Annotated in this window: 12 protein-coding genes; 5 read left to right on the forward strand and 7 right to left on the reverse strand. The window is 60.8% G+C overall.

What is annotated here, in order from left to right; all coding sequences use genetic code 11:
* Positions 1-25 precede the first annotated feature (25 nt).
* Positions 26-1453 carry a PTS transporter subunit EIIC gene (locus ACTG2W_RS08955; RefSeq protein WP_106842294.1) on the forward strand — a complete coding sequence of 476 codons (1428 nt, stop codon included), beginning with the start codon at positions 26-28 and terminating at the stop codon, positions 1451-1453.
* 1 nt (position 1454) lies between these two features.
* Here the strand turns inward: ACTG2W_RS08955 and ACTG2W_RS08960 are convergent, their stop codons facing one another.
* Positions 1455-2327: a LysR family transcriptional regulator gene (locus ACTG2W_RS08960; RefSeq protein ID WP_181281547.1), complete on the reverse strand. Its 873-nt coding sequence runs from the start codon at positions 2325-2327 to the stop codon at positions 1455-1457.
* Positions 2328-2427: 100 nt separating this feature from the next.
* Between ACTG2W_RS08960 and ACTG2W_RS08965 the strand changes: the two genes are divergently transcribed.
* From ACTG2W_RS08965 to ACTG2W_RS08975, 3 genes are all read left to right on the forward strand, one after another.
* On the forward strand, positions 2428-3444 hold the full coding sequence (locus tag ACTG2W_RS08965) for a zinc-binding alcohol dehydrogenase family protein (RefSeq protein WP_106842293.1): 1017 nt from the start codon (positions 2428-2430) through the stop codon (positions 3442-3444).
* A gap of 536 nt (positions 3445-3980) precedes the next feature.
* Entirely contained in the window at positions 3981-4859 is an 879-nt protein-coding gene (gene prmA / locus ACTG2W_RS08970; protein ID WP_128836397.1) for a 50S ribosomal protein L11 methyltransferase, read from the forward strand.
* Between the two features lie 163 nt (positions 4860-5022).
* Positions 5023-5577: a sugar O-acetyltransferase gene (locus ACTG2W_RS08975; RefSeq protein ID WP_128836398.1), complete on the forward strand. Its 555-nt coding sequence runs from the start codon at positions 5023-5025 to the stop codon at positions 5575-5577.
* 380 nt (positions 5578-5957) lie between these two features.
* Here ACTG2W_RS08975 and ACTG2W_RS08980 read toward each other — a convergent pair whose 3' ends face one another.
* Both ACTG2W_RS08980 and ACTG2W_RS08985 read right to left on the reverse strand, forming a co-directional pair.
* A complete protein-coding gene (locus tag ACTG2W_RS08980; protein WP_005338924.1) occupies positions 5958-6506 on the reverse strand; it encodes an NAD(P)H nitroreductase in 549 nt (182 codons plus the stop codon).
* 114 nt (positions 6507-6620) lie between these two features.
* The gene (locus tag ACTG2W_RS08985; protein ID WP_111899880.1) at positions 6621-8648 is read right to left on the reverse strand and encodes an NADPH-dependent 2,4-dienoyl-CoA reductase; all 2028 of its coding nucleotides are present in this window, start codon (positions 8646-8648) and stop codon (positions 6621-6623) included.
* Positions 8649-8857: 209 nt separating this feature from the next.
* Between ACTG2W_RS08985 and sppA the strand changes: the two genes are divergently transcribed.
* Positions 8858-10702, forward strand: coding sequence for a signal peptide peptidase SppA (gene sppA / locus ACTG2W_RS08990; RefSeq protein ID WP_101531282.1), 1845 nt, complete (start codon positions 8858-8860; stop codon positions 10700-10702).
* A 92-nt stretch (positions 10703-10794) separates the two neighbouring features.
* Here the strand turns inward: sppA and ACTG2W_RS08995 are convergent, their stop codons facing one another.
* From ACTG2W_RS08995 to ACTG2W_RS09010, 4 genes are all read right to left on the reverse strand, one after another.
* Entirely contained in the window at positions 10795-11715 is a 921-nt protein-coding gene (locus ACTG2W_RS08995; protein ID WP_005338927.1) for a L,D-transpeptidase family protein, read from the reverse strand.
* Positions 11716-12225: 510 nt separating this feature from the next.
* Positions 12226-13467 carry a tetratricopeptide repeat protein gene (locus tag ACTG2W_RS09000; RefSeq protein ID WP_128836404.1) on the reverse strand — a complete coding sequence of 414 codons (1242 nt, stop codon included), beginning with the start codon at positions 13465-13467 and terminating at the stop codon, positions 12226-12228.
* An 11-nt stretch (positions 13468-13478) separates the two neighbouring features.
* Positions 13479-14114, reverse strand: coding sequence for an energy transducer TonB (locus ACTG2W_RS09005; protein ID WP_042656692.1), 636 nt, complete (start codon positions 14112-14114; stop codon positions 13479-13481).
* 16 nt (positions 14115-14130) lie between these two features.
* Positions 14131-14538 (reverse strand): ExbD/TolR family protein, encoded by a 408-nt coding sequence (locus tag ACTG2W_RS09010; RefSeq protein ID WP_106842287.1) that lies wholly within the window; start codon positions 14536-14538, stop codon positions 14131-14133.
* Positions 14539-14592 lie beyond the last annotated feature (54 nt).

Raw genomic sequence — 14592 nt, forward strand, 5'->3', positions numbered from 1 at the left:
CCAAGTCACAGAACGTAGCCGCTGTATGCCCGTTAAAGCCACTCGACAAGTCGTTACTCAAGCCCTGCAGCGGCTCGGTTATGCCCTGCTGCTGCCCGTCTCCATCCTGCCGATGGCGGCGCTGATATACCGGCTTGGTCAACCCGACGTGCTCGATTTGGCGGTGCTCTCCCTCACCGGTCAGGCGATCTTCAGCCAGATGCCGCTTATCTATGCGGTGGCGATCGCCTTTGGTCTGAGTCGGCAGGAGCTGGGCGGACAGACGCTGGCGGGGGCGGTCAACTTCCTGCTGCTCAGCACCGCCTTCAATACGCTGGCCCCCAACCTGCACGCCGACATGATCTGCGGCCTGTTGGCGGGGCTCACCACCGCCATCATCTACCCCTGGGTACACCAGCAAACGCTGCCCCGCTGTCTGCAGATCGCCAGGGGAGAGTTTCCCAGCCTGCTGGTGTCGGCCTTGGCCTGCTTGCTGATAGCCATCCCCCTCTCGCTGCTGTGGCCGCCACTGGAGCGCGGGCTGACCCTGCTCACCTCCGAGCTGCTCACCACGCCGTTTGGCGCCTTCTGCTACGGCACCCTCAACCGACTGCTGATCCCGCTCGGGCTCCATCAGGTATTGGGCAGCGTCATCGGCCTTGGCGAGAGCAACCTGCAGGCGCTGGCCACCGCCCAACCCCTTCATGAAGGGTATGTGGCCGGTCTTTACCCCATCATCATGTTCGGCCTGCCGGGCGCCTGTTTTGCCATCTGGCTGCACCGCCAGCGGATGCAGCGGCTGCCACAAGGCGGGCTGCTGCTCACCCTGGCGCTCACCTCGGCACTGGTGGGTATCACAGAGCCTATCGAATTTCTGTTCGCCTTTACCGCCCCCTGGCTGTTTCTCGCCCACGCCCTGTTGACCGGGCTATCGCTCGCTGTCTGTAGCGGGCTGGGGATCAAGGTGGGCAGTTACTTCTCCGCCGGTCTGCTGGATCTGGTGCTGAGCTATCAGGCAGGGGAGCACAGCTTCTGGCTCATCCCGGTCGGTATCCTGTTCTTCGTTGCCTACACCCTGCTGTTCTATCAACTGCTGGAGCGCGCCCCCCTCAGCATGCCGAGCAAGCCCATCGCAGTGGAGCATCCGCGCCTTGCCAGCGTTGCCCCCTCAGACCCGCAGATGCTGGCGATCCAGTACCTCAAGGTGCTGGGCGGGATGGACAATCTGGTGGCGATGAGCGTCTGCATCACCCGCCTCAGCCTGCGGGTGCGTGATATTTCACTGGTGGATGAATCCCGCCTGCTGGGCCTGGGCTGCCTCTCCTGGATCCAGCTCAACGACCACCAGCTGGTGCTGGTGCTGGGCCCCAGCGCCAGCCTGATTGAAGGGCAGATCCGCATGCTGGCGGAGCGCCAGTCGGTCCCCCTCGGCCTCAAACCCAATCAGGAGTCGGCCAGCCAGAGCAGTTGGTAACTCAGGCAAACGGCAACCGCTCGGCCACGAAATCCATCAGGGTGCGCAGAGCGGGGGCCAGATGCTCCCGACTCGGATAGATTAGGTAGAACGGGTTGGCCGGAATGGGCTGATCCGGCAACACCTTCTGCAGCCGCCCCGCCGCCAAATCCCCTTCACATACATGGTGGGGCAACAGGGCAATCCCCCCGTCATGGAGTGCCATCTCCCGCAGCGCCAGCAAGCTGTTGCTGACACAGGCCCCCTGTGGCCGCCAGCCACCCTCCTGCAATGGCCACACCTGCATGGCCGAGTGCACCAGACAGGCATAACGGCCCAGCTCGCTCAGCTGTTGCGGCATGCCGTGGGCCGCCAGATAGGCGGGCGCTGCCACCAGATGACGCGCCACCTGACCGATACGCCGACAGATGAGGCTGGAGTCTTTCAGCGGCGCCGCTCGCAGCGCCAAATCATAACCTTCCCCCACCAGATCGAGCTGTTCATCGCTCAGGGTCAACTCCAGCACCACTTCGGGATAGAGGGCGCGAAACTCGGCGAGGATCCGGCCAAGCAATAGAGTACCGGTCGCCTCGGGGGCGGTGATCCGCACCCGCCCCGCCGGGGCCGAGCGCAGCCGTGCCATCGCCAGATTGGCGCTGCGGGCCAGTGCCAGCAGCCCCTGACAGTGCTCCACATAGAGTTCACCCTGCGGGGTCAGGCTCAACCTGCGAGTGGTACGCTGCAACAGCCGCACCCCGAGCTGGGATTCGAGCCGCGAGATCTTCTGGCTCACCGATGACTTGGGCATACCAAGCAGCTCGGCGGCTCGGGTAAAGCTTCCCTGCTCCACCACGGTGGCGAACAGTCCCATCAACTCCAGATCGACATTGTTCATATATTCAAACAGTCTTTACCGATTACCCATCTTAATCTTGATAATCAACCAGACTAGAGTGAGTGGCAATCCCGAACACAGCGATTTGAAAGGAAAAACCATGAAAGCCATTGCCCTGACTCACTATCTGCCAAGCGACCACCCCGACTGCTTCATCGCCGCCAACCTGCCCGATCCGGTTCCGGGTCCGCGGGATCTGCTGGTGCGGGTCACCGCCACCTCCGTCAATCCGGTGGATACCAAGGTGCGTTCCCCCAAGGCCAAAATTGAAAGCTCGCCCCGGGTGCTGGGTTGGGATGCGGTGGGGGAAGTGATCGCCATCGGCAGCGAAGTCACCCTGTTCAAGGCGGGCGACCGGGTCTGGTATGCCGGCGACATCAGCCGCCCGGGTAGCAACAGCGCCCTGCAACTGGTGGATGAGCGTATCGCCGCGATCGCCCCCACCACCTTGAGCGATGTGGAGGCCGCCACCCTGCCGCTCACCGCCATCACCGCCTGGGAGACCCTGTTCGAGCGCTTCGCTCTTACCCGCGAAAGCCGTGGCAAACTGCTGATCATCGGCGGCGCCGGTGGCGTGGGCTCCATCGCCATCCAGCTGGCTCGCCAGCTCACCGGCATGGAGGTGATTGCGACCGCCTCCCGCCCCGAGAGCCGTGAGTGGTGCCTCGAGATGGGCGCCCATCAGGTCGTAAACCACCACAAGTTGCAGGAGGAGCTGACCGTCCTTGGTATCACCCAGGTCGATGCCATCTTCTGCACCAACGCCACCGCCGAGCACTGGGCCACCATGGCAGGGCTGATCCGCCCGTTTGGCCATATCTGCACCATCGCCGAATCGAGCGAGCCGTGGGATCTCTCCCTGCTCAAGAGCAAGAGCGTCACCTTCAGCCAGGAGTTCATGTTCACCCGCTCCCTGTTCCAGACGCCGGACATGATCGAGCAGCACCGCCTGCTCGGCCGGGTGGCGGCACTGGTCGATGAAGGGGTATTGCAGACCACCCTGACCAGAACCATCCCGTCACTGACCCCGGTCACGCTGGCTCAGGCCCATGCCGAGGTGGAAGCAGGCCGCATGGTAGGCAAGCTGGTGATCGACATGAGCGGCTTTGCCAACTAAGCCCTCAAACGCACCATGATGGGATAAGTTCACCAAGGAGATGCCCCAAACGGGCACAACCAGCGGCACTCATGACTGCCTGTGGCAGGCCAACGTCCGACAATCAGCCAAAAAAGAGGCCATTTCGCGAGAAATGGCCTGAATACCTGAACATTGGGGTAACAATCACACACATATCCTTATGCAGGACATATTAGTCTTTGCATCTGGCGTGCCAACAGCAGCATGAATGCGCCAAAACGGCGTCAGCCCGTCCTTGAGCAAGGTGCCGACCTTGCTCTTTTTTGTCTGGCAGACTGTTTACCAGGCAAACAAGTGCAGATAAAAAAATGCCACCCGAGGGTGGCAGTGAAAGATGACGGAACTTGAGCAAAGCGTTCAGCGAAAACCGGTCGTCTTCGCCTGCATAGAGCAATACAGGAACCGTGCCAATCCTGCAAAAGCCCCCGAATCCCTCCACGTCATGGGCAAACCACGACAGCACTGCCCCATGATGGTAGAATCTCGCGGTTTCACATTTATGAAGAGTCGACGCCATGCCCTGGATACAAATTCGAATCAACGCCACTGCCAAGACCGCAGACAAGGTGAGCAACATGCTGCTGGGGCGTGGAGCCCAGGCGGTGACCTTTATGGATGCCAAGGATGTGCCCGTCTATGAACCCATGCCCGGTGAAACCCCGCTCTGGGGCGAGACCGAAGTGATGGGTCTGTTCGATGCCGAAACCGATCCGGCTCCCACCATCGCCTTCTTCCAGCAGATCTTCGGCGAAAATGTCGGCTACAAGGTCGAGCAGCTGGAAGACAAGGATTGGGTGCGCGAGTGGATGGATCACTTCCACCCCATGCAGTTTGGCGAGCGCCTCTGGATCTGCCCGAGCTGGCGCGACGTGCCGAATCCCGATGCGGTCAACGTCATGCTGGATCCGGGCCTGGCCTTCGGTACCGGTACCCACCCCACCACGGCACTTTGCCTGCAGTGGCTGGACGGGCTGGATCTGACCGGTAAAACCGTGGTCGATTTTGGTTGCGGCTCCGGCATTCTCGGCATCGCCGCCCTGAAACTGGGTGCCGCCCGCGTCATCGGCATCGACATCGACCCGCAGGCCATTCAGGCCAGCCGCGACAACGCCGCGCGCAACGGCGTCGCCGACCAGATTGAGCTCTATCTGCCAGCCGACCAGCCACAAGACGTCGAAGCGGACGTAGTGGTCGCCAACATCCTGGCCGGCCCGCTGCGCGAACTGGCTCCGCTGATCGCCGGCCACGGCCAAGCGGGCAGCCTGATGGCCCTCTCCGGCGTGCTGGAAAGTCAGGCCCCGGAACTGGAAACTATCTACGGCCAGTGGTTCGAGATGGACCCGACCGCCGTCAAGGAGGAGTGGTGCCGCCTCTCCGGCCGCAAGCACGGCTAAACATAGCTCCCGCTCTCAAGGCGGAAAGTCAGCATCTTTATCAAACAAGAGCACCCACGGGTGCTCTTGTTGTTTCTCCACCTTTCCCACTCTGGGGGACGGTTCACGCTTCTCTGGCCAATGAGGGATTAACATCGTTCTTCCACATCATTGAGGCCCTGCCATGAGCGAATACCAGAAGATGATTAGCAGCCAACAGTACAACTGCATGGCATCCGAGCTAGCCCAGTTGCGCCGGGAGGCGGCACGGCGCTATCGCCGTTTCAATCAGGCGGAAGAGGAAGCAGAACAGCGGGCACTACTGGCGGAGCTGATTGGCGGACTGGCAGAGAATGCCTTTATCTGCCCGCCCCTCTACTGCACCTATGGCCGCCACATCCACCTGGGCAAGGACTCCTACATCAATATGGGAGCGACCCTGCTAGACAATGCCCCCATCCGCATCGGAGCCAACGTGATGATTGGGCCAAACGTGCAGATCTATACCGCAGCCCATGCACTGGAGGCCGACGAACGAATTCAGGGCACAGAGACGGCGCTGCCGGTCACCATTGAAGACAAGGTCTGGATTGGTGGAGGCGCCATCTTGCTGCCCGGCGTCACTATAGGGCGGGAGGCGATCGTCGGCGCAGGCGCCGTAGTCACCAAAGATGTACCGGCCGGAGCTCGGGTCGTCGGCAATCCAGCCCGGATCCTGCCAGCCAAAAACAGGGCATAAGGCTGCCAACCGGGCTGCATGACGATGCTGCCATCAGCTCACAGCAACCCCGACACCCCATAAAAATAAAGCCCAATGTCACGAAGACGTTGGGCTGTTAAAAGGTGCTACGGAATTGCGACTCTCATCGCAGAAAAATTAGAAGGAGTGCCCTTCTAAACTGGCAGGGAGATATTAGCGAATGCGCAAACGTTTTACATAGTGAAATACAACAGGATTGCGAGGTACATCGCACTATTTAAATAATTACCTGCTATGACGCGCGAAGCCTCTTTGGCCCATTTATTTTCCCCAATTTCTCTGGTTACTATTCACGGTTAAACAGAAAAGCCCCGATTTCTCGAGGCTTTGCTTCTCTCAACCGCAACGTGACCGAAAAGTCAGAAACGGCGGACAAACTCATCGAGCGGCAGTTCGCGCAGCTTGCGTGCTTCCAGCATGGGGGTACCGAGATAGAGGAAACCCACCAGCTGATCCTCTGCCGCCAGTCCCAATCCTTTGTTGATCTGCTCATCGAAGATAAACCAGCCGGAGCGCCAGATACCGTTGAAGCCCTGCGCCTGCGCCGCCATCTGCATCGCCATCAGGGCACAACCGGCAGAGAGTTCCTGCTCCAGTTTCGGCACCTTGGGGTGATCCTGATAACGGGTTGCCACGGCGACGACCAAGGGCGCCCGCAGCGGCGCTTCGCTGCACTTCTTGATGCTCTCTTCATCTTCGCCACGGGCACGGGCCGCCTCGGCCAGCAGCTTGCCCAGCCGCTCGCGCCCCTCCCCTTCAAACAGAATGAACTGCCAGGGAGTCAGGGTGCCGTGATCCGGCGCGCGCAGGCCCGCCTTGAGGATATTGTCGAGCACCTCACCGCTCGGGGCGGGATCGGCGAGACGGCCACAGGAGTGGCGATTGAGCAACAGGGTGAGGGCATCCATGGGCAATTCCTTCTCTGGGGCAATGATGGCGCTACCTTAGCACAGCACCGAATGAAGAAAACCCCTGAGGCTCAGGGGTTTATCGCACTATAAAGGACAAGAGGGCACAGTTGGCTAGATGATCGCAGCCAGCTCGGCCCCTTGCCGGATGGCGCGCTTGGCATCCAGCTCGGCAGCCACGTCGGCTCCGCCGATGATGTGCACCGGCTTGCCTGCCGCTTGCAACCCGGCCTGCAGCTCCTTGAGGGGCTCCTGCCCGGCGCAGACGATCACCTGATCCACCGGCAGACACTGCTTGCTCTCGCCCACCTGAATGTGCAAACCCTCGTCATCGATCCCCAGATATTGCACCCCGGAGAGCATCTGCACCTTGCGGTTCTTGAGCACGGTACGGTGGATCCAGCCGGTGGTCTTGCCAAGTCCGTCACCCACCTTGCTCTCCTTGCGCTGGAGCAGCCAGATCTGGCGCTCGGGGGCGTCGATTTCAGGAGCCGTGAGGCCACCGCGCTCGCCAAGCTGTTTGTCGATGCCCCACTCCTTGAGCCAGTGATCACGGTGCCCATCGGCATCCATCTCCACCTTCTTCTCTACCAGATACTCAGCCACATCGAAACCGATGCCGCCGGCACCGATCACCGCCACCTTCTCGCCGACCGGCTTGTGATCCCGCAATACATCGAGGTAGTTCAATACCTTGGGATGCTCGATCCCCGGGATATTGGGGGTGCGCGGACGGATACCGGTGGCGAGGATCACCTCGTCAAAACCGCCGCTGAGCAGGCTCTCGGCACTCTGGCGCTGGCCCAGATAGAGCTCGACGCCGCACTTCTCCAGCCGCTTGGCGAAATAGCGCAGAGTCTCGTGAAACTCCTCCTTACCCGGGATCTGCTTGGCGAAGTTGAACTGGCCGCCGATTTCGCTGGCTTGATCGAACAGGCTCACCTGATGACCGCGCTCGGCAGCGTAGCAGGCAAACGCCAGCCCAGCCGGGCCAGCCCCCACGACCGCCAGCTTTTTGGGCTGGGGGACGCGGCCAAAGGTCAGCTCAGTCTCGAAACAGGCGCGGGGATTGACCAGACAGGAGGCGCGCTTCTGCTTGAACACATGGTCAAGGCAAGCTTGATTGCAGGCGATGCAGGTGTTGATCTCGTCCGCCCGATTTTCGGCCGCCTTGATGACAAATTCGGGATCCGCTAGGAAGGGGCGCGCCATGGAGACCATATCCGCCTCGCCACCCGCCAGAATGCGCTCGGCCACCTCGGGGGTGTTGATACGGTTGGTGGTAATGAGGGGCACCTTGAGGTGTTTTTTCAGCTCGGCAGTGACCCAGCTGAAGGCGCCGCGCGGCACGCTGGTGGCGATGGTGGGAATACGCGCTTCGTGCCAACCGATGCCAGTGTTGATGAGGGTCACCCCCACCGCTTCCAGCGCTTTGCCAAGGGCAATCACCTCTTCCAGGGTCGAGCCCTGCTCCACCAGATCCAGCATGGAGAGGCGGAAGATAATGATGAAGTCGGTGCCGACCCGCTCGCGAATGGCACGGACAATCTCCACCGGAAAGCGCATCCGCTTTTCGCTGCTGCCGCCCCAGCCATCGGTGCGTTTGTTGGTTCGCTCGCAGATGAACTGGTTGATGAGATAGCCTTCCGAGCCCATCACCTCGACGCCGTCATAACCGGCCGCCTTGGCCAACGCTGCTGTAGCCGCGAAGTCGCGGATGGTGCCGCGGATCTGCCGCTCGCTCATGGCGCGCGGTTTGAACGGGGAGATGGGGGCCTTGAGGGCGCTCGGCGCCAGACTGAACGGATGATAGGCGTAACGACCGGCATGGAGGATCTGCAGCGCTATCTTGCCCCCCTCCTGATGCACGGCGCTGGTCACCTTCTTGTGCTTGCTCACCTGCCAGGGAAAGCTCAGCTGGGAGCCGTGAGGCACCAGCCGACCGCGCAAGTTGGGGGCAATACCGCCGGTGACGATAAGGCCAACACCACCACGGGCGCGCTCAGCATAAAAGGCGGCCAGCTTGTCAAAACCGCCCTTCTCCTCTTCGAGGCCGGTATGCATGGAGCCCATCAACACACGGTTGCGCAGCTGGGTAAAACCAAGGTCGAGCGGGATCAGCAGGGTCGGATAGCGGCTCACGATGCCTCCAGTTAATTTTTTGTTATCAAACTGAGGCTAGAGTAAAGAATCGAAAATTCTTTTTCAAACAAATGTTTGGACAATTTTTTCAGCGAACAGCCGTGCCCTGAACGAAGATAGGCGGGATCCGCCAGTCGGAAATGGCAATTTCGCCCGCAACTGGTTAATAATGGCTCTTCTCTACCCATTAACAGGGCGATAACGCGACTATGTCTATTTTCAAAGGTCTGGGTTGGTTGTTCCGCAGCCTGTGGCGCCTGCTCAATTTCACCCGGCTGATGCTGGTCAATCTGCTGTTTCTCATCGTAGTGCTGGTCATCGTCTTCAGCGTCAGCCAGAAAGAGGCTCCCAAGGCGCCCATTGAAGGCGCGCTGACCCTCAATCTCAACGGCGTGCTGGTGGAGCAACGCTCCCAGACAGATCCCACCGTACAACTGCTGCGCCAGATGGACAGCAGCGACGAGCAGCCGAGCGAGATCGTTCTCTCTGACCTGCTGTGGGCCATCAAGAGTGCCAAGGATGACGAGCGCATCAAGGCGCTGGTGATCAAGCCGCAAGGGCTGCAGGGGGCCAACTTCACCAAACTGCAGGAGGTGGCGAGTGCCATCGACTCCTTCCGGGAGAGCGGCAAACCGGTGATCGCCATGGCCGACTTCTACACTCAGGGGCAATACCTGCTGGCGGCCCACGCCGATCACGTGCTGCTCAACCAGAGCGGCGCCGTGGTGATCGAGGGGCTTGGTGTCTACCAGACCTACTTCAAGTCGGCGCTGGAGAAGCTCAACATCACCCCGCATGTATTCAAGGTCGGCACCTACAAATCCTTCGTCGAACCCTATACCCGCGACGAGATGTCTCCCGAGAGCAAAGAAGCAAACCAGCGCTGGCTGGATCAGCTGTGGCAATCCTATGTGGCCGATGTAGCCGAGCAGCGGGAGATCGAACCGGATGCCGTGGCACCGGGCAAGGAGCGCTTCCTCGAGCTGCTGCGCAAGGCCGGTGGCAATGCCGCCAACTACGCCCTCGACAACGGTCTGGTGGATCAGCTGGCCACCCGCGACGAGATGACCCAGGCGGTCATTAAAGAGGTGGGTGAAGCGGACGATCACGGCTGGAAAGGGGTCGGCCTGAAAGAGTATCTGGCTGCCATTCCGGAACAATATCCCCAGAGCGGCAAGGATGAGGTGGGTCTGGTGGTCGCCAGCGGCGCCATCATGGATGGCGTCCAGCCTGCCGGCACCATCGGCGGCGACAGCCTCTCCGACCTGCTGGCCGATGCTCGCCGCGATGACAAGGTCAAAGCCGTGGTCCTGCGGGTCGACAGCCCGGGCGGCAGCGCCTTCGCCGCCGAGCAGATCCGCGCCGAGCTGCTGGCTCTGAAACAGGCTGGCAAACCGGTAGTGGTCTCCATGGGCAGCTATGCCGCCTCCGGTGGCTACTGGATCTCCGCCGATGCGGACAAGATCTTCGCCTCCCCAACTACTCTCACCGGTTCCATCGGGGTGTTCGGCATGTTCGCCACCATCGACAAGGCGTTGGCTCAGTTCGGTGTCCATACCGACGGGGTCGGCACCACAGATTACGTTGGCGTCGGCCCGACCCGCGCTCTGCCGGATCACGTCGGTCAGGCTATCCAGCTGAGCGTGGAAGATACCTACCAGCGCTTCATCGGTCTGGTCAGCAAAGGTCGTGGTCTGAGCCCGGAAGAGGCCGAGAAAGCGGCCGAAGGACGGGTCTGGACCGGCGAAGATGCCAAGGCCCTGGGTCTGGTGGACGAGTTCGGCAATCTGGATGACGCCATCAAGGCCGCCGCCGAGCTGGCCAACCTCAAAGAGTGGCAGGTCACCCCCATCGAGCAGGAGGAGTCCACCAAGGACAAGTTCCTGCGCCAGCTGTTTGACAGCAGTGCCCAAGTGCTGGCCCCCCAGTTGCAAAGCTGGCTGCCGGCTGGATTTGGCAAGGCATTGGTGGAAGTGAACCGCAGTCTCGACCCGCTCACCCGCTTCAACGATCCGCAAGGCACCTACGCCTTCTGCCCGGTCTGCGTGCAGTAAGCAAGCGGTGACTCCCCCATAAAAAAACGGCGACCAGATGGTCGCCGTTTTCTTTATTCAGCCAGTGCGCGCGGCACCGCCAACTTGCTCAATCAGGGATTGAGGCGGGTCGGCATACCGGTACGCTGCTCCAGCACCTGCTTGACCACGTTGGAGTCAGACTCGGCGTGAGCGATGAAGCGGGTGATAGCCGGTGTCATCGGGAGCGGCACGGAGGCGGTGGAGTTGAACTCCTCCTCGGTGCGCGACAGCGGCTCGTGTACTTCCATGTAGCGACCGCCATCCGGCTCGACCGTGGTCTTGACCGGCTGGTTGACGAACTGAACGCGGGTGCCGACCGGCACGTTGTCGAACAGATACTTGATGTCGTCAGCACGCAGACGCACGCAACCGCTGCTCACCCGCAGACCGATACCGAAGGTGGCGTTGGTGCCGTGGATGGCATAGAGGTTGCCGATATAGAGGGCGTGCAGACCCATGGGGTTATCCGGACCGGCTGGCCATACTGCCGGCAGAGTCTTGCCCTGGGCGGCATAGCGACGACGGATGTTCTCGGTCGGGGTCCAGGTCGGGTTGGCGCGCTTGCGCTCTACCTTGGTGATCCAGTTCTCCGGGGTGTTTACCCCCAGTTGACCGATGCCGATGGGCAGTACTTCCACCACGTTCTTCCCTTTCGGGTAGTAGTAGAGACGCATCTCGGCAACGTTGATGACGATCCCTTCGCGGGGCGCGTTGGGCAGGATCAGCTGGTGGGGGATGATCAGGGTGCTACCCGCTTTCGGCAGATAGGGATCAACGCCCGGGTTGGCTTCCATGATGTTGGTCAGACCCAGCTGGAAGTCAGCAGCGATCTGCTCCAGCGGACGGTTGTCCGCAGGCACCACGTATTCCTGGTTTTCACCGATCAGGCGGCTGTTGGCCGCAGGCAGACGGTACTCGACGGCGGCAGCCTGCTGGCTGACCAGCGCAAAAGTGCATAAAAGGGCCGAAGCGGCAGTGCGAAGGGGATTCATAAAATTCCTGTGTGGTTTCCTGTACCAAATGGGCCGGGGGCCGTCTCATCCTCGGTCTGCCGGTGGCGGGTCAACCTGCCCCACGACGCCAATAACCGAGCGCGCATTCTTTCCTGAGTCGGCCAAAATTTCAACTTCCATATGTTGCTTTTCTTGTTAAAAGTAGCCGTTTCGGTGTGACGCTTATCAACAGGGCAAAAGCCACACTAGCAAGTCGCAGCTGAGTGAAAGATGAATGGCACGGCCCGCCTGGCAGCGAGCCACTCCAGCCCCCGTCAACCACAGCGCAACGCCACCTTGCTTCACGGTTGCAGCCCTAGCCAAAACGTTTGTCACACCGGGAGAGATAGATCAATGTCGACGGAGGCTCTTTATTGGGATGAAGAGGGATAAAACCGTGCGTCGGCTACCCGCTGGTGCTGGCAGCCACCATAAAAAAACCGCTCCGAAGAGCGGTTAATGGAGCCACCAGGCAACCATAAAAGGGACTACAGGTAGTTGTCATTGGAATTACTGGACGGCTGCCTCTCCGGTGCCACTCTGCTCTTTGAGGAAGCTGATCCACGGAGATGCCCGACCGCTGACGTTGCCATTCTGAGCCGCCTGGGTGAAGGCGTTGAGGGCCTCCTTCGGCTTTTGTTGCTCAAAATAGGCGACCCCGGTCAGGAACTTGAGATCAGCACGCTGTTCACCATTGGCATTGGCGGCCGGTTTGGCGGCCAGCGCCACCAGATCCTGATAGCGTTTGCTCTGGATCATCATGCGTGCCATTTTCAGCTGCAATTCGGCGCTCGGGGCCAGCTGGTAGGATTTGGCCAGGGTGTCGATGGCCGGATCCAGCTCCTTGGCCTGATGCCAGTAGTTGGCCAGAGTCTTGTAGTTGCTGGCGTTCTGCTCAATCACCCCGTCCTTCATCCCCTTCTCCATCACCCGTGCGGCGCGATGGGGAATGCCGGTGAAGGCGAGGTAGTTGGCGAGGCGCTGCAGCTCGGCGGCCTCGGTCAACATACCGAGGTTGTAGGCCGACTCCAGCGCCGCCAGCGCCTTGGCATCGTTGCCTGCCTGCATATGCATGGCCGAGAGCTGGGTCCAGTACTTCTTCTTCTCCGGGAACATGTTGACCAGAGAGGTCAGCACCTCGGTCGCCGGTTTGTACTGTTTCAGCTCGTAGTGAGCGCCCATCTTCAGCAGATACCAGGACTCCGGCGCTTTACCTGCCGACAGCTTGATCGCCTGATCCACCGCCGGGATCGCGTCACGGTACTGCTTGAGCTGCACGTGGGCGTTGGCCAGCGTGATATAGGCATGGGAGTTGGGCTTGTCATCCTTGCCCTGGTTGGCAAACCACTCTTTCATGGTCTTGATCGACCCCTGATAATTACCCTCCGCCATATAGAGCTGGGCCAGGTTGTAGCGCACCTGCTGGGCCACCTGTGGCGGCAAGCCGCCTGTCGCGATGGCATCGGCAAAGTACTTGGTCGCCTGACCGTATTTCTCCTGCTGGGCGGCTACGAAACCGAGAGTCTGCAATATGACTCCCTTGTCGTAGACCCTATCACCCACGCTGGAGAGTGCCTCCTGCAATCTGGCATTCGCCAGACCGTATTGCTTGTCAGTGATCAGCTCCTGCGCCTTGTTGACCGCCCGATAGGCCCGATCCGACAGGGCCGGCTGCTCGGCGGCCCAACTGGCGGTGCTGAGCAGCACCGCCATGGCGACCGAGGCGAGGATCATCTTGTGTAACTTGTTCATCGCCACCTTCCTTAGTTGACCGCAAACTCGATCTCTTGCTGCATACGGCTCGCCTGCGGCTTGCCATCCACCATGGCCGGTTTGAACGTCCACTTGGCGATGGTTTTGCGCGCCTCTTTGCCGAGGTCATAACTGCGCGGCTCTTCCTTGACGATCCGCACGTTGCTGACGGTGCCGCGCTCGGTGACGGTGAACTCCACCAGCACCTTGCCGGAGGCCAGCCCCGCCAGTGCCGCCTTGCGGGGCATCATGGGCTCGAAGGTTGCCAGCGGAATGGCACCGTTGTTGCCACCCACTCCGCCACCACCACCGCCGGTGCTGTAGGCACCCAGCGCGTTGCCACCACCGATGTTGACCGGGATGTCGAGCTTGGGCATGTCCATCGGCGCGCTATCCATCTTCGGCCGATCCGTGCTGGCCACTTCCATCTCGGGAGGAGGCGGCGGACGCTTGGGCGGCGGCGGTTTGGGCAGCTCCCGCTGTTTCTCTTGCAGGGTCTCCTGGGGCTTGAGGCGGATGAAATCGGTCATGGTGACGTCATCCTTCTCCACCAGCTCCCGGTGATCCGGTGTGATCAGCTTGTTCATTCCCAGAAACAGAAAGAACACCACCACACAGGAGACCGCCAACGATATCAGGTATCTCATAGGTCTCTCTCCGGCATCAGTTGCTCTTGTCTGCCGCGATGGAGATGTTCTGGACACCGGCCATGCGGATCTGATCCATGACCTGCACCACCAGACCGGAACGGGATTCGTTATCGGCCTGGATCACCACGGCGCTCTCCGGGTTTTCGGCCCGCAGCCGCTCGATGTTGGCGCGTACCGCACCGACCTCGACCACCCGCTTGTCGACCCAGACCTGACCGTTTTCGCGCACCGCGACCATGATATTGCCCTTCTTCACCGTCTCGGCCGTGCTGGCACTGGGACGGTTGATCTCGACACCGGACTCCTTGACGAAGGAGGTGGTGACGATAAAGAAGATCAGCATGATGAACACTATGTCCAGCATGGGGGTCAAATCGATAGCCGCCTCGTCAGCACCGCTGTCGCTGTAACGTTTTCTCATAGCAGAAACTCCTTGCTTGTTCTGTGCCCCCGGCAGGCCATGCCTGGCCGGGGG

The organism is Aeromonas sp. 96A, assembly GCF_051919165.1.
Lineage (GTDB): Bacteria > Pseudomonadota > Gammaproteobacteria > Enterobacterales > Aeromonadaceae > Aeromonas > Aeromonas veronii.